The following is a 19,584-nucleotide window of genomic DNA, read 5'->3' on the forward strand; positions in this document are numbered from 1 at the left end:
GCACGTCTGACTAAGTTTACTGTATAATTACCTAAAATGGGGCCAGAAGATCAATTGTTACAAACGCGCAAAAAAGTGCTGATTGTACTGCCTATGGTAGCACATGAGGGCATTACAATGCAGGTGCTCAACCAGCTAAAGACATTACAAGACAATTCTTATAATGTATATCTGGTAGTCCTTTCACAATTTGATCAGAAAATATTTGACTCATTTCAATTAAGGTTTCCTGAAAGCAGAATGCTGTTTGCCGGCCAGGATGATGCTTATCTTTCTATAAAATCATTATTTACTTCCCCGGCTATAGTTTCAAAGATTAAAACTTTTATTGAGAAAAACCGAATCGAAACAGTTGTTGCTCATACAGCCTATGCACACTTCCTGATGAGGTTAGTTAAAGGTCTTTCTTTGAATAGAGATAGGAAACTAAGGCTGTTTCAATATTTCCATGGCACCCAGTATAGGCAATTTCCGGTTAATACATTAAGGCGCTATATTATAAATAGAGTGAATATATTGCTTGCAAAGCGTTTTGATAACGGCCATTTGTTTGTATCTGAAGCAGTAAAGCGAGATGTTGAGCTCAATCTGATGAGGCACGCGCATCAGAAAGTAATTTACAACGCACTACCCGGCAATGTACCAACTGGTAATAGTATTGGCAGTAAAAGCCGACATGCATTAGTTACGTTGCTGAAAAAGGCAGAATCAAAGTATAAGATATTGCTTCCAGGTAGATTAGAAGGCTACAAGGGGCAAATGTTCTTTATAAAATCCTTTGCTGCATTTGTGGAGAAAGCAAAGCTCTTCCCAAACGACATTGTTTTGTGTATTTTGGGAGAAGGGAGCCAGAAACAGCAAATAGAACGGTTAATTGCGGATTTAAAGCTGCAGGATTTTATCTATGTAATAGAGCCGGTTGAAAACAGTTTATTATTGGAATTACTTCCAACTTTTAACTTAATTACGCTGCCATCGGAGTACGAAGGTTTACCTTTGGTTATATTAGAAGCGCTACAGGCTAAAAGAGTCGTTTTATGCTCTGATATTGACGGCACAAATGAAATTGTAAGAGATGGGGTAACAGGTTTTTTATACAAAGCCTTGAACCATTCTGATTGTGTTCGGAAGCTTAGCTTCATTTATAAAGATAGAAACGAACAATTAATTGATGAAGCAGTACTGGAAAAGGATTTGCAGTCAAAATTTTCATTTGATGTGCATATGCAAAAACTAATGTGCATGCTGGAGGGGACTTGGTAAAGTGTTAAACCTGAGAATACTATTTATCAGCTACTGGCCGCTATCTGACGTGCTGACGCAGGCTGCTGTTTTGCCTAATCTTAAACTACTGAAGCAAACAGGCAGTATCGCTGAAGTTCTGCTAATAACTATAGAACGGGAGGCCAAGCCACAAAGTAAACTTTTACCAGATGAGCTTAATAATGTAAAGCATATTCCTATATACAGCAGGAACTATAGTATTCCCTTTCTTAATAAAGCGTATGATTTTATAGTTTTCCCGAAGCTGTTGTTGCAAGTAGTAAAGCGACAAAAAGTTGATGCTGTGTTGGCTCATGGAGCTATGGCTGGAGCATTAGCCTTTAAAGTCTGGGAAAATATTAAAGTGCCGTTTTATGTGAGTTTGTTTGAGCCACATGCCGAGTATATGCTGGAATCAGGAGTCTGGAGTAAGTTTAGTTTAAAGTATAACCTGCAAAAGCGCTGGCAGGAGCTACAAAAGAAACATGCGTCAGGAGTAATGCCAGTTGCGAACAATTATAAGCAAACACTCTTGGCAGAAGGAATAGCGGTAGAAAAAATAAGAGTAGTGCCCTGTGTTGCTGACAATTTGGCCTTTGCTTTTGATCCGGAGAAACGAGCCGAAGCCCGGAAACAGCTTAACTGGCAGAGCGCAACTATAGGAGTGTATGTGGGTAAATATGGCGGACTCTATTATGATGATGAAGCTTTTGAGGTTTATCGGAAATGTTTCGAACTTATCCCTGATTTCAGGTTACTGATACTTTCACCACAAGCTAAAGAAGAAATACAGCAACAACTCCAGAAACATAAAATTGATCCAAAGAAAACGTACATAGCTTCGGTGCCACATGGACAGGTTCCTGATTACTTAACAGCTTCTGATTTCGCTTTTGCTACCTACAAACCCGGGCCATCTAAAAAGTATCTTTCACCGGTTAAAATAGGCGAATACTGGGCAAACGGACTTCCTGTATTGCTTACTGAAGGAATTGGAGATGAATCCGACATCATCAAAAAGGAAGGTGGCGGGGCACTTTTCAATTTAAGCACACCTGGCAGCCTGGAGAACGCTATCGAAAAGATAAAAGCTATAGTTCAGGACCCGACACACCGACAAGAAATACCGAAACTGGCACTAAAATACAGGTCCGTAGAAATGCTCCGGAAAGCTTATGACTACTTCTTTAACCAGCCGCATAAAGAGGCATGAAAGTGCTGTTTATAGTACCTTACCCGGAAGGCAAAGCCGCGTCGCAACGGTATCGGGTGGAGCAGTGGCTGCCTGTGCTAAAAGAGCAACAGATAAACTATAGGTTAGTACCTTTCTGGGATGATGCAACTTACTCAATACTTTACAAATCAGGCAACACGGTGCTGAAGCTGGCCGGCTTGGCGAAAAGTTTACTGAATCGGGTTAAGTTGTTGTTTGAGCTCCGCAACTATAACTATGTTTTTATCCACCGCGAAGCGACTCCAGTTGGCCCGCCGTGGTTTGAATGGCTGGCAGCGAAGCTATTTCTTCCAAAGATTATTTTCGATTTTGACGATGCCATCTGGCTGGCTAATACAACCGAGAGTAACAGCATAGTCGCAAACTATAAATGGCACTCTAAAACCACGCAAATCATTAAATGGAGCTATAAAGTAAGCTGTGGTAATCATTACCTGCAACAGTATGCGTTAAAACATAATACAGCCAGTTTTTACGTACCCACAATAGTTGATACAAACTATAAATACCAACCGCTAAAAGATCAGCGTACCCCAACTATAACTATAGGCTGGATCGGTTCACACTCTACCTTGCCTTATTTAAAGCTGATTGAGCCTGTTTTGCAGCAATTGGAGCAAAACTATAGTTTCGAATTTATAGTTATAGCCGACCAAAAACCTGATATCCAGTTGAAGTCGTTGCGGTTTATACCCTGGTCAGAAGATACTGAAGTGGATAGTTTGCTGCAGGTAAATATTGGGGTAATGCCTTTGCCGGATACAGAATGGGCAAAAGGGAAATGTGCATTTAAAGCCATACAATACATGGCATTAGGCATTCCGGCTGTAGTTTCTGCGGTAGGAGCAAACACTTTAGTTGTGCCCAACGAGATCGCCGGCTTTACCTGCTCTGGTAACCAGAAATGGTATGAACGCCTGGAGCAGTTGCTTCAGGATGCACAGCTGAGAGCAAAGCTCGGCCGCGCTGGTAAACTATGGGTGGAGCAGAACTATTCTATAGACGCTAAAAAAGAAGCCTTTCTTAAATTGTTTACTTAACTTTCTTATTCGCCTTTAGCCAGGTGCGGGCTTCTTTGTTGGCTGCAGATTTTTTATCAGATGAATTCTGTACAATCGTATAGTAGCGCTTGGCCTGCGGTTTGTCTTTTAGCTGATCACTGATACGGGCCAGGTTAAGGTAGGAGTTAATAAAATAACCTGACTCACGCTCATCCGTCATCTCGGCGTACATGATCGATTTAAGGTAATATTGCTTTGCCTTATCAAGATCGCGGTATTTGTTCTGGTTTATGTAGCCCAGAATATAGGTGGCATAGCGCCCGCTTACAGCTTCATAGCCAGGCATTTTCTGCTCCAGCTTGTCCAGTATGTCTTGCGATACACGTTCTGCCATTGTAAAATGCCCCTGAATAAAGAGCAGTCGCGCATAAAACCGCTGAAAATAGGCATTGTCGGGGTATTTATCAGCCAGCGATTTGCTTACCTTTATCGACTCACCCAGGTTACCTTCTTCATTGGCATAGATCTTCATCAGGAAGTACTTAGCCTCTGTACCAGTATAAAAACCGTTGTTAGCTACGTGGCGCAGTTGTTTCAGCCCTAGTCTTTTATCACCATCCGGGAAGAATAGCAGTACCGGGCGCAGCATCTTATAGTTCTCGTGAATCCAGATAGAATAATAATTGAACAGCGCCTCGCCGAAAAGGAATTCAGGGCTTAGGCCATTGCCGGCTTTGGCAATCTCCATATACTCTATGGCACGTTTGCTGTGCACGGTAGCCTTACGCCAGTTGCTGCGTTCTGAGTGCAGGCGGGCTGTAAAGCCGTTTGCCGCAGCTATAAAGAAAGCGGCTTCGGTATTATTTTCGTTGTTATCGTATAGTTTCTCAGCTTTCTGGATGGTCGTGTCCATGTAAGCAAAGAATTGCTTGTCATATTCCAGTGTTTTAATGTTGGATGGCAGGATTTTCCACCACTGGCTCAAACCCATCAGGAAATATGGGAGCGGGTGGTCCGGGTAGCGGCGGCGCAGCGATTTAAATTGTTTCTCGGCACGCTCAAACTTAAAGTTGTACATGTTGTCTACAGCGCCTTCCAGTTCATACTGCACGTCTTTGTTAAGCAGCAGCATGCCCTTTACTTTCACGGCTGTTGGCAACACATCTATAGTACCAATGTTAACCTGGCGCATGGCAGTTGTATCACCGGATGTACCCTGCTGTTGTGCCGAAGCCAGCACAGGTAAGAATAAGCTTAAGGTGATGAACAAAAACTTCTTCATGTAAAATAGTAAAATTCTGCCTTTTAAAACGCCATCAACTACCGGCTAAAGTAGTAAAATGAGGTGTAACTTTTTATTAATTTTGAGCTCAGACCCAAATCTACAAACATGCAACTCCTGAAACAACTCTGCCAGGTACATGCCCCGTCAGGCAACGAAAAAAATATGACTGACTTCCTGCTTAACTATATCAATCAGCATAAAGTTCAGTGGAAGGTTCAACCCGTTATAGTAAATAACGAAGATTTTCAGGATTGTATTTTGCTTGTTTTCGGGGAGCCGCGTACCGCTGTTTTTGCCCACATGGACTCTATTGGCTTTACCGTACGCTATGGTAAACAACTTGTGCCTATTGGCGGTCCTGCCATCAAAATAGGATATAAACTTACCGGTACCGATAGCCAGGGCGAAATAAACTGCACCCTAAACTATAACGAAGAAGAGGATACCTTACAGTATGAGTTTGAGCGTGAAATTGAACGCGGCACCGACCTCACCTTCGCCTGCGACTTCCGGGAAACCAATGAAACGGTGCAAAGCTGTTACCTGGATAACCGGCTGGGCGTTTGGGCAGCATTAAGATTGGCCGAGAGCCTGGAAAACGGTGTTATTGCTTTTAGTTGCTGGGAGGAACATGGCGGCGGCTCTGTGGCGTATCTGGCGAAGTATATTTATGAACACTACCATGTACGCCAGGCACTGATTGCCGATATAACCTGGGTTACAGAAGGCGTGCAACCGGGCAAAGGCGTAGTGATCTCGATGCGCGATAGCCTCATTCCAAGACGCTCGTACGTTCAGAAAATCATCAGCATTGCCAAGGAGTCCGGGGTGCCTTACCAGCTGGAAGTGGAAGGAGCTGGCGGCAGCGATGCTAAAGAACTACAAAAGGCAGCTTACCCCTGGGACTGGTGCTTTGTAGGTGCCCCGGAAGATAATGTACACACACCCGATGAAATTGTGAACAAAAACGACATCGCAAGTATGGTAAAACTATACCAGGTGCTGATGGAGAAACTATAGAAGTTTTTGAGTTTGGGAGTTAGAGAGTTTAGGAGTTTGAGAGCGATAGCCTGGCTATAGTTTGAAGCTGTCCATCTACTGGCTTTACTCCCTCCTATAATAAAAAGCGCGGCTTTACAAAGGCTGCGCTTTTGTGTTTTAAACGATAGCGAGGCAGGTTTCCGTTAACTATAGCCCCAACCGGTTCAGAATAAGAACTATAGCTGATGTGCTGCAAAAGCCCTTTCATTTAAAAATATTTGGAAAATTCAAGCCTTTCGCTTTTCTTTAATAGCTATATTCTAATATTCTTTAACCAAACACTCTTAACCCTTTTTTAATGGAAAATATTCTTTACGCTATTCCAGCTCTCGGTCTGGCAGCCTTGCTGTATACTTTTGTACGCTCGGCCTGGGTAACGAGGCAGCCGGCTGGCAACGAACGCATGACCGAAATTTCGCGTCATATTGCGGATGGTGCCATGGCTTTCTTAAAAGCGGAGTACAAAGTGCTCTTCTATTTTGTAATCATTGCATGTATCTTCTTAGGCTATCTGGGTGCCACAGGCGAGAAATCGCACTGGTCCATTGTAATAGCCTTTATTATTGGGGCTGTTTTCTCGGCTGTAGCCGGTTTTATAGGTATGCGCATCGCTACCAAAGCCAACGTGCGCACCGCCGAAGCTGCCCGTACCAGCCTGTCTCGCGCGCTGAACGTTTCGTTTGCAGGTGGCTCAGTTATGGGTATGGGCGTGGCCGGTCTGGCAGTGCTGGGTCTTGGCTCTCTGTTTATAGTGCTGTATTATACTTTTGTATATAGTGTAGGTGGCGACATTAACGGCCATGAAATGGAAGTAGCCCTGGAGGTACTAACTGGTTTTTCGCTAGGTGCTGAAAGTATTGCCCTTTTTGCCCGTGTGGGTGGCGGTATTTATACCAAAGCAGCCGACGTGGGCGCTGACCTGGTGGGTAAAGTAGAAGCCGGTATCCCGGAAGACGACCCGCGTAACCCTGCAACTATAGCTGATAACGTAGGCGATAACGTAGGCGACGTGGCTGGTATGGGTGCTGACCTTTTCGGCTCTTATGTGGCAACTATTCTGGCAACGATGGTTCTTGGTCGCGAAGTAATCTCACAGGATAATTTTGGAGGTTTAGCGCCGGTTATCCTTCCGATGCTGATTGCCGGTCTGGGTATCATTTTCTCTCTGATCGGTATGCTGTTCATCCGGGTAAGTGAGGGTGGCGATGTGCAGGCAGCGCTTAACCGTGGCAACTGGATTTCGGTTATTTTAACTGCTATCGGCTCATACTTCGTGATTCACTGGATGCTGCCGGAGCAAATGCACCTGCGCAATTTCGACTTCTCGGCAACTGATGTGTTTATAGCGGTTATAGTTGGTCTGGTGGTTGGTACCTTAATGAGTATCATCACAGAATACTATACAGCCATGGGCAAAAAGCCTGTGAACTCTATCGTTCAGCAGTCGTCTACGGGCCATGCAACGAATATTATTGCCGGTCTGGCGGTGGGTATGCACTCTACGGTAATGCCAATTATAGTGCTGGCAGCTGGTATCGTATTATCTTATGCAGCGGCAGGTTTATACGGGGTTGCTATTGCAGCGGCTGGTATGATGGCAACTACAGCCATGCAGCTGGCCATCGACGCTTTCGGCCCGATTGCAGATAACGCCGGAGGTATTGCCGAAATGAGTGAACTGCCAAAAGAAGTGCGTGGCAGAACAGATATCCTGGATGCTGTTGGTAATACAACTGCAGCAACTGGTAAAGGTTTTGCCATTGCATCTGCAGCTCTTACATCGCTTGCCCTTTTTGCAGCTTTCGTTGGTATTGCTGGCATCGACTCTATTGACCTTTACAAAGCACCTGTACTGGCAGGTCTGTTTATAGGAGCCATGATTCCGTTCATCTTCTCGGCGCTGGCAATAGCGGCAGTTGGTAGGGCAGCTATGGCCATGGTGCACGAAGTGCGTCGTCAGTTCCGCGAAATTCCGGGCATTATGGAAGGCACCGGCAAACCGGAATACGAAAAATGTGTAGCCATCTCTACACAGGCTGCTATTCGCGAAATGATGTTGCCTGGCGCCATAGCACTTATAGTTCCGATTATAGTTGGTTTTGGCTTCAGAGGAGTGTTTGAAGATACTCCGTCTGCAGAAATTCTCGGAGGTTTACTGGCCGGCGTTACCGTATCAGGTGTACTGATGGCGATGTTCCAGTCTAATGCCGGTGGCGCCTGGGATAATGCCAAGAAGTCTTTTGAGAAAGGTGTGATGATCAATGGTGTGATGGAATACAAAGGATCTGAGCCGCACAAAGCTTCTGTAACCGGCGATACGGTAGGCGATCCTTTTAAAGATACTTCAGGCCCGAGTATGAACATCCTGATCAAACTGATGTCGATTGTATCGCTGGTGATTGCGCCGCACATTGCCTTAGAGCGCACGCCAGACATACCGGAAGAACCAAAGCTGAACACGGAAATACTGCAGGAGGCTCCGGCAACAGGCCAAACTATAGATTCCGAAACTACAGTAACTATAGCTGGTATTCCAGCAAAGTAACCACTGCCAGCCAACAGAGTATAAAGAAGCCCGGCGTAAAGGTCGGGCTTCTTTTTTTATCATATTGTAAAATGCTACCTTTGTGCAATTCACAAACAGCCTAATTATGAACCCCCGTACAATCACGCTGCACGACTGCGATTTTAGCACATACCTGTACGAAGAAGAGATCATTGCCCGCATCACCATGCTTGCCGAGCAGATCAGCCTGGATTACGAAGGCAAAAGCCCGCTTTTTCTAGCTGTGCTCAACGGCTCCTTTATGTTTGCTGCCGACCTGCTGAAACGTGTTTCTATCCCCTGCGAGATCGCTTTTATCCGTTTATCGTCTTATCAGGATATGGAAAGTACAGGGAAAGTAAAAGAAGTGCTGGGCCTTACTGAAAATGTGGAGGGTCGCCATATCATTGTGCTCGAAGATATAGTTGATACGGGCCACACGGTACATAACCTGTTGCAGCAACTACAGGCAAAAGGACCTGCTTCTGTCGAGATAGCTTCTTTGCTGATGAAACCGGATTGCTTACAGCATCAGCTGGATGTAAAATACGTGGCCAAAGCGATACCGAATGATTTTGTGGTAGGGTATGGACTGGATTATAACGGCCTGGGGCGCAACCTGCGCGATATCTATAAAATCGTATCCTAAATTATTTATTCATACCAGCTTATGCCTGTAACCGATAGGTGCTGCCTGCGGTTAAAAAAGTAAGCACTTCAGAAATTTTATACTTATTTTTGATTTTTATTACAAACTTAAGATATGCTTAACATCGTTTTATTCGGTCCTCCAGGTGCTGGTAAAGGCACGCAAAGCCAGAAGCTGATCGAAAAATATAGTTTGATACATCTTTCGACCGGCGATTTGCTGCGCTCTGAAATTGCAGCTGGTACCGAACTCGGGCTGAAAGCAAAATCTTTGATGGATAACGGCCTGCTTGTTCCGGATGAAGTGGTGATCGGTATGATCTCCAACAAAGTGCTTGAGAACAAGAGCGCCGGCGGCTTCATTTTTGATGGTTTTCCGCGTACTGTTCCTCAGGCACAGGGGCTGGATAAGCTACTGTTAGAGCATGGCACTGAAATTTCCTGCATGATTGCCCTGAAAGTAGACGACGAAGAGCTGACGAAACGCCTGCTGCTTCGTGGTAAAACTTCAGGTCGCCCGGATGATCAGAACGAAGAGCTGATCCGGAAGCGTGTAGATGAATACAACACCAAAACCACGCCGGTAGCTGACTACTATGCAGGGCAGGGTAAGTTCTTTGCCGTAGATGGCATTGGCGAGATTGATGAGATCTTTGGATCTATCTGCAGTAAGATAGATGCATTGAAAGCGAAGAAAGAAGAAAAGTAAGAACTATAGCGCCCAAAGCGCATACCCATACCAGATTTGGCATCATCCAACTTTATAGATTACGTTAAAATATGCTCCCGCTCCGGACACGGCGGCGGCGGCTCCGCGCACTTGCACCGCGATAAGAAAACCGCTAAAGGTGGACCTGACGGTGGAGACGGTGGCCGTGGCGGGCATGTTATATTAAAAGGCAACTCACAGCTCTGGACGCTGCTGCACCTGCAGTACCGTAAGCACGTGATTGCCGAAAATGGCCATAACGGTGGCCCAAGCCACTCCAGTGGCGCTCAGGGTGGAGACCAGGTACTGGAAGTTCCGCTTGGTACAGTTGCCAAAAACGCCGAGACCGGTGAGATAATGTGCGAAATAACCGAAGACGGACAGGAGATCATCCTCACACCTGGTGGCCGTGGTGGATTAGGAAACGCGCATTTTAAATCGCCTACAAACCAGACGCCACGCTATGCACAGCCCGGCGAACCTGGCATAGAGGAGTGGGTAGTGCTGGAACTGAAACTACTGGCCGATGTTGGTTTGGTAGGTTTTCCGAATGCCGGTAAATCCACACTGTTATCTGTAGTTTCGGCAGCTAAACCTAAAATTGCAAACTATCCTTTTACTACTTTAGAGCCTAACTTAGGTGTAGTAGCTTACCGCGACTATAAATCTTTCGTGATGGCCGATATTCCGGGGATTATTGAAGGTGCTTCGGAAGGTAAAGGCTTGGGATTACGCTTTTTACGCCACATAGAGCGGAACTCCATGCTGTTATTCATGGTTTCATGTGAGAGTGCCGACATTGCAGAAGAGTACAATATTCTGCTGCACGAGCTGGAAACCTATAACCCGGAGTTGCTGGATAAAAAGCGCATACTTGCCATTACCAAATCCGATATGCTGGATGAGGAACTGGAAAACGAGATGCGCAAAACGTTGCCTAAAGAACTGGAAACCGTTTTCATATCCAGTATAACCGGTAAAAATATAACCCAACTGAAAGATATGATCTGGAACGCACTTAACAGCTAAGCCAGTTTCTATAGTTATAGTTACAGATCGGTAGAGGCTCCCAGGCTGTCTACCGATTTTTTTTAAAGCATCTCCGATGCTGATTGTTAAATGGTTGGGTGGTTAAATTGTTAAGATTTGCGAGAAACAACAATAAACAATTTAGCAATTCGACAATTAAACCTGTGCCAGAATGGCACAAGCAGCGGTTTGGCAAGACAATTGAAAAGACAAAATAGACCTATTCATCTAACTTTTTTAAGGCATTATGTCAGATAAAGATATTAAAAAAGAGCAGGAGCACGAGGAGTTGCAAGAGAACACTGCCAGTGCTGAAACGGAAGAAAATCTGAACCAGGCAGACGAAACCGAAAAGACCGCAACAGAAGCCCCGGAAGATAGTACGGTTGCAGAGTTGGCAGAAATGAAAGATAAATACATCAGGCTGATGGCAGAGTTTGAAAACTTCAGACGCCGCACGGCAAAAGAACGCATCGACCTGATTAAAACTGCCAACGAAGACCTGATGAGCAACCTGCTGCCGGTGCTGGATGATATGGAGCGCGCGCAACAGTCGATGGAGGAAACCAAAGATGTAGATGCGCTGTTGCAGGGCCTGGAGCTTGTATTCCATAAACTGAAGCTTACACTAAATCAAAAAGGGCTGCAGTTAATGGATTTAAAGCCCGGCGACGATTTCGATGCTGATTTTCATGAGGCTGTAACACAAATTCCGGCACCGTCAGAAGACCTGAGGGGCAAAATTGTGGACGTACTTGAGAAAGGCTATATGCTGAATGAAAAGGTTGTCCGTTTCGCTAAAGTTGTAATAGGAGCGTAAGCTAATGGCTAAGAGAGATTATTATGAGGTGCTGGAGGTAAGCAAAGGAGCTTCGCAAGAGGAGATCAAAAAAGCTTACCGCAAACTGGCCATTAAATACCACCCGGACAAAAACCCGGATGACCACACTGCTGAAGACAAGTTTAAGGAAGCGGCTGAGGCATACGAGGTATTAAGCGATCCTCAGAAACGTCAACGATACGATCAGTTCGGCCATCAGGGTATGAATGGTGGCTTCGGCGGCGGTGGCATGAACATGGAAGATATCTTCTCGCAATTCGGAGATATTTTTGGTGGTGGCAGCCCGTTTGAAAGCTTTTTTGGTGGCGGTGGTCGCTCAGGAGGCGGACGTCGTCAGCGTAAAGGCAGCAACCTGCGCATTAAACTTAAGCTTAACCTGGAGGAGATTGCCAACGGCGTTGAGAAAAAGATAAAGGTTAAACGTTATGTAGCCTGCGGTACCTGTGGTGGTAACGGTGCTAAAAATGGTACTGATATGCAGACCTGCGGTCAGTGCCAGGGCTCGGGCCAGGTGCGCAAGGTGGTAAACACTATGTTGGGCCAGATGGTGAGCACAGCAACGTGCCCTACCTGTAACGGCGAAGGCCGCATTGTAACCCGCAACTGCGATGTTTGTCATGGCAGCGGTAGAGAGTTACAGGAAGAAGTGATCACGATTAATGTACCTGCCGGTGTTATGGATGGCATGCAGCTGTCTATGAGCGGTAAGGGTAACGTACCAGAGCGCGGTGGCGTGGCCGGCGACCTGCTGATCCAGATCGAAGAAGAAGTACATCCTACCCTGAAGCGTGATGGTAATAACATCATTTACGACCAGTACATCAGCTTTGTAGATGCAGCGCTGGGTGCTGATATAGAAGTACCAACTATAACCGGTAAGGTGAAAATTAACATAAAACCAGGCACACAGAGCGGTGAAATCTTCAGGCTGCGTGGCAAAGGTATAAAAGACATTAACGGATATGGAAAAGGCGATCAGCTGATCCATGTGAATGTCTGGACACCGAAGAGCCTGAGTGCTGATGAGCGTGCTACATTGGAGCGCCTTCGCGATTCTGATAACTTTGCGCCGCACCCGGGCAAGAACGAAAAAAGCTTCTTTGAGAAAGTGAAAGACTACTTTCAATAAGTAACTATAACTATAGATAAGAGCCGGTCCTTCTGCTGAAGGACCGGCTCTTCTGTTTATACTCTGACTTCAACTATAACTTCTTTATCTAGATACAATTCCGGTTTGTCGAAAAATATAGGATACACATAATATAGTGTTGTCGTTCTGAGCAGATAAAGTTAATTTTGATTACACTAAATGGTTTTCAGTTTTGAGTATTCTAAAGATTGACGGCGTTTCGAAACGCTATGCCAACCATACTGCCTTAGATAATGTCAGTTTCTCTATACCTGCTGGCTGCATTTTTGGCTTATTAGGCCCTAACGGAGCTGGTAAAACTTCCCTTATCCGTATAATAACCCAGATAACCGGTGCTGACGAAGGAGAAATTTACTTCCGTGGCGAACGCCTGAAGCCCGACCATATCAAGGAAATGGGTTATCTGCCGGAAGAACGCGGACTCTACAAAAAAATGAAAGTGGGTGAGCAATTGCTTTACCTGGCGCAGCTTAAAGGGTTGTCTAAAGCAGAAGCTACTGCCCGTATCAAAACCTGGATAGACCGTTTTGAGATACGCGAGTGGCTGGGCAAGAACATAGAAGACCTGTCGAAGGGGATGCAGCAGAAAGTACAGTTTATTGCTACGGTACTGCACGAGCCGTCACTCATCATCCTGGATGAGCCTTTCTCTGGCTTCGACCCGATCAACGCCAACCTTATAAAAGATGAGATACTGAGGCTGCGCGATAACGGAGCAACCATCATCTTCTCTACGCACCGCATGGAGTCGGTGGAGGAGCTTTGCGACCATATTTCCCTGATTAACCGATCTAAAAAAGTACTTGACGGCCCGGTGCGCGAAATTAAAGATGCCTACAAGACCGATACCTTTCAGATAATCGGTAATGGCCATTTGATGATCACTTCTCCGGATTTTGAAGTACTGGAGCAGCATGAGAACCACGGAGTTTTCCGGGCAAACGTAAGAATATTAAACCAGGCAAAACCAAATGACCTGCTGCGCTATCTGATTGACAGAGTGGAAGTACATTCATTTGTAGAGCTGGTACCAAGCATTAACGACATTTTTATCCGTAAAGTAAAGGAAACACACCATGCGTAAAATCTGGTTGATCATACAACGCGAGTACCTGACACGTGTTCGCAAAAAGAGTTTTATCATCATGACGCTGCTGACGCCCTTGCTGCTGGCTGCGTTTATGATCCTGCCCGGCCTACTGATGACCATGTCGGGCGACGAAGAAACAGTGATGGTGCTGGACGAAAGTGGCTTGTTTGAAGGAAAACTGGAAGACAAAAAAGACCTGAAGTTCGTACCGATTGCAGGTAGCCTGGAGCAGGCGAAAACACTGTACCAGGAAACTGACTACACCGCATTACTTTATATCCCGAAAATCTCAATTGAAGATCCAAAAGGCATAACGGTGTATGGCAAGAAAAATACCAGCCTGCAAACCCAGATGCGACTTGAAAATGCGCTGGAGAAAGAAATCGAAAATCAGCGCTTTATGGCATCCGGCCTGGACCGTGAAACGCTTGATAAAATTGAAGCCAACGTAAAGCTGAATACGATAAACCTGAGCTCCGAAGGGGAGAAGGATAACAATGCTATGATAACGTCGGCAGCAGGTGTAGTGGCAGCCATTATCATTTACTTCTTCATTTTCCTGTACGGTGTGCAGATTATGCGTGGTGTAATTGAGGAGAAAACCAACCGCATTGTAGAGGTGATCATCTCGTCGGTTAAGCCATTTCAGCTGATGATGGGTAAAATTATAGGCATTGCAGCAGTAGGGCTTACCCAGTTCCTGCTTTGGATCGTGCTTTCGTTTGTGGCGGTTACAGCCGTGTCGGCTGCTTTTGGGATTGATGCTGCACCTACGCCAATGGAGCAACTGGAAGCCGGCAGAGTGGCTGCTGAGGGCAAAAGTGTGGATGTAATAAACGAAGAAAAAGGTGAAGCAACGCAAGCTGAGGCTGACGAATTTGCCAACACAATTCAGGATGTAACGCAGAGTTTTGCCAACCTGCCTTTGCTGCTGATCTTGGGCTGCTTCCTGTTTTACTTTTTGGGCGGTTACCTATTATATGGCTCGCTTTTCGGAGCCATTGGTGCAGCCGTTGATAACGAAACCGATACCCAGCAGTTTATGATGCCGATTACCATTCCGCTGGTAATTTCCTTCATCATGTCCTACTCAGTAGTGCTCAAAAACCCGGATGGCCCTGTTGCCTTCTGGATGTCGATCATACCGTTTACTTCACCTATCGTAATGATGGTGCGTGTACCGTTTGGTGTGCCGGCCTGGGAATTGCTGCTTTCGATGGCGTTACTTGTCCTTGGCTTTATCTTTACCACCTGGCTGGCTGCACGCATTTACCGCGTTGGTATCCTGATGTATGGTAAAAAGATCAACTATAAGGAGCTATCCAAGTGGTTGTTTTACAGAGTTTAATATAAACTTATAGCTATAGTTTAAAAGAGCCGGTATTTTGCAGTACCGGCTCTTTTGTTTTCTAGAACTTCTGGATGAGGTACACACCTACTATAAGCAGCAGCACGCCTACAATTCTTAATGCAGACACCTCGCGCAACGGAAACCCAGCCACCCGAATTGATCAAAGATAACAGCGAAGATAAGCTGACTGGCAACTACAAAGCCGAGCGTGGTGGCCGCGCCTAACCTGGGTGCGATAACAACTATAGTTGAGACATACAAAGCGCCCAGCAAGCCTCCCGTATACAGCCACCATTTTGCCTGAACGCTGACTGGCTGTAACAGCGCATTTCTGTCAGAGAACAACAAATACAGCAGGAGGGCCGCAGTGCCTACCACAAACGAGATGAGGGCAGTGAGCACCGGGTTTCTGGTAACAATGCTTAACTGGGAGTTAATACCGGTTTGGACCGTAATTGCCAGTCCGGCAAATATAGCTATTGCAAAGTATAGTTCTTTCATACGCTGATAAGGTTAATCGGGAATTTGTATATTGCTGTAACGTAGAACTATACTTCCGGATAATGCGCATTGTATACTTAACCCTGTTATTGCTTTGTATGGCAGCAACCTTTGTTACAGCACAGGATAAACCAGCTTACCAGCTTTTTACAAAAGAAGGTAAAAGTATTAAATACAGTAAAATGCTGAAAGAGCTTGAGAAAGCCGATGTGATCTTGTTTGGAGAGCAACATAACGATCCGATCGCGCACTGGCTTCAGCTGGAAGTAACCAAAGACCTGCACAAGATCCATCAGCAGAAATTAACTGTAGGTGCCGAAATGTTCGAGACTGACGTGCAGCTGGTGCTGAACGAATACCTGAGCGGGAAAATAGCGGAGAACAATTTTGAGCAGGAATCGCGCCCCTGGACTAACTATAAAACAGACTATAGGCCCATCGTTCGGTTTGCCAGAGAAGCAGGTATTCCGGTTGTAGCTACCAATGTGCCGCGCCGTTATGCTGCCATGGTGGCTACCGGTAGCTTAAAAGCATTAGAGAGCCTCAGTCCCGAAGCTAAACAACTGATAGTGCCTTTGCCTATAGTTGTAGATATGAACCTGCCGGGCTATAAAAATATGATGAGCATGTTTGGTGGTAGCACGCACGGTAACTCCAAAGCCGAAAACATTGTGCAGGCACAGGCGCTGAAGGATGCCACCATGGCGCACGTCATTTTAAACCAGGTAACTGCAGGAAATAAGCTACTCCACCTGAACGGAGCCTACCACTCTGATAATTACGAAGGCATTGGCTGGTACCTGAAGCAAGCACAGCCAAATCTGAAGCTGGCAACTATAACTACTGTAACCCAGGAAGATCTGGAAAAGCTAAGCGACGAGCACCGCAACAAAGCCGATTTTATACTGGTAGTATCTGCTACTATGACCAAAACCTATTAGCGTGAACTGCTCTAAAACGTCAGCGCCTGGCGGGTGGGCCAGGCGCTGACTATATAAAGAGAAAAAAGGTACTTCCTAAGCAGAGAATGAGCTTCCGCAGCCGCAAGTGCTCTTTGCTTGTGGGTTGCTGAAAGTAAAGCCGCGGGCGTTCAAGCCATCCTGGAAATCAACCTCCATGCCCATTACATACATGCCATGTTTTTTATCCATGATCAGTGTAACGCCCTCTAGCTGGAATGTTTCATCTGCATCTTTCGGCTTGTCAAAACCCAGCAGGTAAGACATACCAGAACAACCGCCACCCTGCACACCAATGCGCAGGCCATACTCAGCTGGCACGTTCTTCTCAGACATAATATTTTTAACTTCAGCTAACGCTCTTTCAGTTATCGTTATTGGTGCAGTTTTTATTTCTGTTGCCATAGTTGTTTAGTTTCTAACAGGTAGCAAAGTTACGCATTTCTAAAGATATATACGTACCACTTACGGGCCTTACCAACATAACAGTGAAGTGCGTAAAATGATTTCAGGTTTATTAAATTAATTTTTTACGATATTTAGACTTCTAAACTGAGAACATGGAGCTGATTATAGATATACTGAAGATTACAATACCAGGCGTTATTGTGGCTGTAGCAATGTACCAACTGGTAAAAAACCAGAACGAGCGCGATTATAAACTCCGCCTGATGGAGCTGAAGCAGAAAAACGGGGAAGTCGTTATTCAAATACGCTTACAGGCCTACGAACGGGTTGTACTCTTGCTAGAGCGAATTACGCCAAGCAACCTGCTGCTGCGCGTAAGCGGTGCGGGCCATACAGCCACCGATTATCATCGTTTATTACTCAGTGAGATACGCAACGAGTTCAGCCATAACATGTCGCAGCAGGTTTATATGAGTGAGCAGGCCTGGCAGCAGGTAAAACACGCCCGCGAAGAGGTGGTAAACCTGATCAATAAGACGTACCACGACATGCCGGATAAATCGAAAGGCACTGATCTTGCCAAACGTATCCTGGAATCGATTCTCGCTTCCGAGACTGACCCTACTGCACGAGCCCTCAACTATGTGAAGCAGGAGATTGCGCAAGTGTTTTGATTGCGCTGATAGCGTTGGCGTTTCCGTAAAACTCTGAAAGAGCTTTATAACTATAGTTTCTACTTAGTCATTTCGAACAGAGTGAGATATCTATTTAAGGCTATAGTTTTATAGCCAACTATAGCTGCGACTAGAAACAAGCAGTTTGTTCTATAGTTACCATTTACCTGGGAGCTTTACTGGCCTACCGTCTTATAGTTGCTTTGGTGCGCTCACGGCCGCGGGGCCCCGTCTTCGGGCATCGCGCTGTTGCCTTCTTGCTACCCTCGCTGCGCTCGTGTTGGCTGCGCCACCGCAACAAGTCAAAGGCGCTCAACCCAAAGACTGATATCCTTCGATAGCTACAAAAATAGTTTGGTGGTTAGCTATAGTTCTGTAGCTTTTTCGTGGTTATAGTTTCTTGGGGCAGGCGTAGCCTGCCTGCTCGTGGTTTGGAATTTTAGGACTATAGTTGAAACTATAGAACAGCAGAATTCCCCTCTCGGGAGGGGTAAGGGTGGGTTAATTGGTAACTATAGAACTATAGCTATAACCTATCGCAAAAGCAGAAACTGTCCAGTTGAGGTGAGTTGTACTGCATACTATACAACTATAGCTGGTCTCCCTCTCCTGTTCTTAGGAGAGGGCTGGGGAGAGGTAATTAACTATAGCAAACTCTCAATCTCATTAATCCCGTTACAGACAGAGACTACCTGTTTGCTTCAGTTAGCTGGGCTTTAATGATTTGCTGGTAAAATGCTTCGTAGCGTGGGACGATCTTTTCTATATCGAAATCGTGGGCGCGGGCTAGGGCGTTTGCTTTAAAGGTCGGCAGGTTCTCGTCTGCGAGCACAAACAGTGCATTCTGCACCATGCTTTCTACATCGCCAACCGGGCTTACAAAACCAGTTACGCCGTTTATATTCAGTTCCGGTATGCCGCCGGCATCTGTTGAGATAACTGGCACTTCGCAGGCCATGGCTTCCAGTGCAGCCAGACCAAAACTTTCTTTTTCAGATGGCATCAGGAACAGGTCGGCAATAGACAGCACTTCTTCCACAGCTTCGAGTTTGCCCAGGAAGCGCACATCATTGTAAATGCCTAATTCGCGGCAGAGCTTTTCCATTTTAGGCCGCTCCGGGCCATCACCAACCAGTAATAACTTACTCGGAATCTGCTTATTTACTTTGCTGAAGATCAGGATAACGTCTTCCACACGTTTAACGGAGCGGAAGTTAGAGGTATGAACCAGCAGCTTTTCGTTGTTTGGGCTGATGGCGGTACGGAAGTGCTCTTTTTTCTGACGCTTAAACTTATCCAGGTTAATAAAATTCGGAATTACTTCAATGTCCTTCTCAATCGGGAAGAATTCGTAGGTTTCGGTGCGTAGGCTGTCTGACACAGCAGTTACGCCATCAGACTGGTTTATACTAAATGTAACTACTGGCTCAAACGAAGCATCCTTGCCAACAAGCGTTATATCGGTGCCATGCAGTGTTGTAATGACAGGAATGTGGATACCCTGCGTTTTCAGGATCTGCTTGGCCATGTAAGCTGCCGACGCGTGCGGTATAGCGTAGTGCACATGCAATACATCCAGCTTCTCGAACTTTACGATGTCCACCATCTTACTTGATAGAGCCAGCTCGTAAGGCGGATACTGAAACAGCGGATACGATGGAATGTAAACTTCGTGGTAAAATAGGTTCTCGTTAAAAAAATCGAGACGGGCTGGCTGACTATAGGTAATAAAATGTACCTGATGGCCTTTAAGCGCTAAAGCTTTACCGAGTTCTGTGGCTACCACGCCGCTTCCCCCAAATGTTGGGTAACAAACTATACCAATTTTCATAGTTATTCCGGGATACGGTGTAAA

19 protein-coding genes are annotated in these 19,584 nt (G+C 45.7%); 14 read left to right on the top strand and 5 right to left on the bottom strand.

Going from position 1 to position 19,584, the window contains the following annotated elements; genetic code table 11:
- The first annotated feature begins 36 nt into the window (after nt 1-36).
- The 3 genes from GXP69_RS11190 to GXP69_RS11200 all read left to right on the top strand — a co-directional run bounded on the left by GXP69_RS11190 (nt 37) and on the right by GXP69_RS11200 (nt 3,537).
- On the top strand, nt 37-1,263 hold the full coding sequence (locus tag GXP69_RS11190; protein ID WP_163915145.1) for a glycosyltransferase family 4 protein: 1,227 nt from the start codon (nt 37-39) through the stop codon (nt 1,261-1,263).
- A 322-nt stretch (nt 1,264-1,585) separates the two neighbouring features.
- Complete coding sequence (locus tag GXP69_RS11195) at nt 1,586-2,476, top strand: glycosyltransferase (protein ID WP_163915146.1); 891 nt, start codon at nt 1,586-1,588, stop codon at nt 2,474-2,476.
- Complete coding sequence (locus GXP69_RS11200; RefSeq protein ID WP_163915147.1) at nt 2,473-3,537, top strand: glycosyltransferase family 4 protein; 1,065 nt, start codon at nt 2,473-2,475, stop codon at nt 3,535-3,537. Before GXP69_RS11195 ends, GXP69_RS11200 begins: the two co-directional genes overlap by 4 nt.
- Here GXP69_RS11200 and GXP69_RS11205 read toward each other — a convergent pair.
- Nucleotides 3,530-4,780: a tetratricopeptide repeat protein gene (locus GXP69_RS11205; protein WP_163915148.1), complete on the bottom strand. Its 1,251-nt coding sequence runs from the start codon at nt 4,778-4,780 to the stop codon at nt 3,530-3,532. The two genes, GXP69_RS11200 and GXP69_RS11205, sit on opposite strands and share 8 nt — an antisense overlap.
- 108 nt (nt 4,781-4,888) lie before the next feature.
- On the opposite strand from GXP69_RS11205, the gene GXP69_RS11210 reads away from it, so the two are divergent.
- Nucleotides 4,889-5,803, top strand: a complete 915-nt coding sequence (locus tag GXP69_RS11210; RefSeq protein WP_163915149.1) for a M20/M25/M40 family metallo-hydrolase — start codon at nt 4,889-4,891, stop codon at nt 5,801-5,803.
- 94 nt (nt 5,804-5,897) lie between these two features.
- Here the strand turns inward: GXP69_RS11210 and GXP69_RS19210 are convergent, their stop codons facing one another.
- Entirely contained in the window at nt 5,898-6,032 is a 135-nt protein-coding gene (locus GXP69_RS19210) for a hypothetical protein (protein WP_262887435.1), read from the bottom strand.
- A 90-nt stretch (nt 6,033-6,122) separates the two neighbouring features.
- On the opposite strand from GXP69_RS19210, the gene GXP69_RS11215 reads away from it, so the two are divergent.
- The 8 genes from GXP69_RS11215 to GXP69_RS11250 all read left to right on the top strand — a co-directional run bounded on the left by GXP69_RS11215 (nt 6,123) and on the right by GXP69_RS11250 (nt 15,184).
- Nucleotides 6,123-8,369 carry a sodium-translocating pyrophosphatase gene (locus tag GXP69_RS11215; protein WP_163915150.1) on the top strand — a complete coding sequence of 749 codons (2,247 nt, stop codon included), beginning with the start codon at nt 6,123-6,125 and terminating at the stop codon, nt 8,367-8,369.
- A 106-nt stretch (nt 8,370-8,475) separates the two neighbouring features.
- Nucleotides 8,476-9,018: a hypoxanthine phosphoribosyltransferase gene (gene hpt, locus GXP69_RS11220; protein WP_163915151.1), complete on the top strand. Its 543-nt coding sequence runs from the start codon at nt 8,476-8,478 to the stop codon at nt 9,016-9,018.
- Between the two features lie 114 nt (nt 9,019-9,132).
- The gene (locus tag GXP69_RS11225; RefSeq protein WP_163915152.1) at nt 9,133-9,726 is read left to right on the top strand and encodes an adenylate kinase; all 594 of its coding nucleotides are present in this window, start codon (nt 9,133-9,135) and stop codon (nt 9,724-9,726) included.
- Between the two features lie 36 nt (nt 9,727-9,762).
- A complete protein-coding gene (gene obgE / locus GXP69_RS11230; RefSeq protein ID WP_163915153.1) occupies nt 9,763-10,755 on the top strand; it encodes a GTPase ObgE in 993 nt (330 codons plus the stop codon).
- A gap of 247 nt (nt 10,756-11,002) precedes the next feature.
- Nucleotides 11,003-11,575, top strand: a complete 573-nt coding sequence (locus GXP69_RS11235; protein ID WP_163915154.1) for a nucleotide exchange factor GrpE — start codon at nt 11,003-11,005, stop codon at nt 11,573-11,575.
- A 4-nt stretch (nt 11,576-11,579) separates the two neighbouring features.
- Nucleotides 11,580-12,725, top strand: a complete 1,146-nt coding sequence (gene dnaJ, locus GXP69_RS11240; RefSeq protein ID WP_163915155.1) for a molecular chaperone DnaJ — start codon at nt 11,580-11,582, stop codon at nt 12,723-12,725.
- Between the two features lie 193 nt (nt 12,726-12,918).
- Nucleotides 12,919-13,830, top strand: a complete 912-nt coding sequence (locus tag GXP69_RS11245) for an ABC transporter ATP-binding protein (RefSeq protein WP_163915156.1) — start codon at nt 12,919-12,921, stop codon at nt 13,828-13,830.
- Nucleotides 13,823-15,184 carry an ABC transporter permease gene (locus tag GXP69_RS11250; protein WP_163915157.1) on the top strand — a complete coding sequence of 454 codons (1,362 nt, stop codon included), beginning with the start codon at nt 13,823-13,825 and terminating at the stop codon, nt 15,182-15,184. The genes GXP69_RS11245 and GXP69_RS11250 overlap by 8 nt, the downstream gene beginning before the upstream one ends.
- A 117-nt stretch (nt 15,185-15,301) precedes the next feature.
- Here GXP69_RS11250 and GXP69_RS11255 read toward each other — a convergent pair whose 3' ends face one another.
- Complete coding sequence (locus GXP69_RS11255; RefSeq protein ID WP_163915158.1) at nt 15,302-15,688, bottom strand: DMT family transporter; 387 nt, start codon at nt 15,686-15,688, stop codon at nt 15,302-15,304.
- 98 nt (nt 15,689-15,786) lie between these two features.
- Here GXP69_RS11255 and GXP69_RS11260 point away from each other — a divergent pair, with 98 nt between their 5' ends.
- The gene (locus tag GXP69_RS11260) at nt 15,787-16,629 is read left to right on the top strand and encodes a ChaN family lipoprotein (RefSeq protein WP_235925669.1); all 843 of its coding nucleotides are present in this window, start codon (nt 15,787-15,789) and stop codon (nt 16,627-16,629) included.
- Nucleotides 16,630-16,704: 75 nt separating this feature from the next.
- Here the strand turns inward: GXP69_RS11260 and GXP69_RS11265 are convergent, their stop codons facing one another.
- Nucleotides 16,705-17,052, bottom strand: a complete 348-nt coding sequence (locus GXP69_RS11265) for a HesB/IscA family protein (protein ID WP_163915160.1) — start codon at nt 17,050-17,052, stop codon at nt 16,705-16,707.
- 155 nt (nt 17,053-17,207) lie between these two features.
- On the opposite strand from GXP69_RS11265, the gene GXP69_RS11270 reads away from it, so the two are divergent.
- Complete coding sequence (locus tag GXP69_RS11270) at nt 17,208-17,729, top strand: DUF7935 family protein (protein ID WP_163915161.1); 522 nt, start codon at nt 17,208-17,210, stop codon at nt 17,727-17,729.
- Between the two features lie 688 nt (nt 17,730-18,417).
- Here the strand turns inward: GXP69_RS11270 and bshA are convergent.
- Nucleotides 18,418-19,560: an N-acetyl-alpha-D-glucosaminyl L-malate synthase BshA gene (gene bshA / locus GXP69_RS11275; RefSeq protein WP_163915162.1), complete on the bottom strand. Its 1,143-nt coding sequence runs from the start codon at nt 19,558-19,560 to the stop codon at nt 18,418-18,420.
- Nucleotides 19,561-19,584: the final 24 nt, after the last annotated feature.

Origin of the sequence: Pontibacter burrus (assembly GCF_010686685.1) — a bacterium.
GTDB lineage: Bacteria > Bacteroidota > Bacteroidia > Cytophagales > Hymenobacteraceae > Pontibacter > Pontibacter burrus.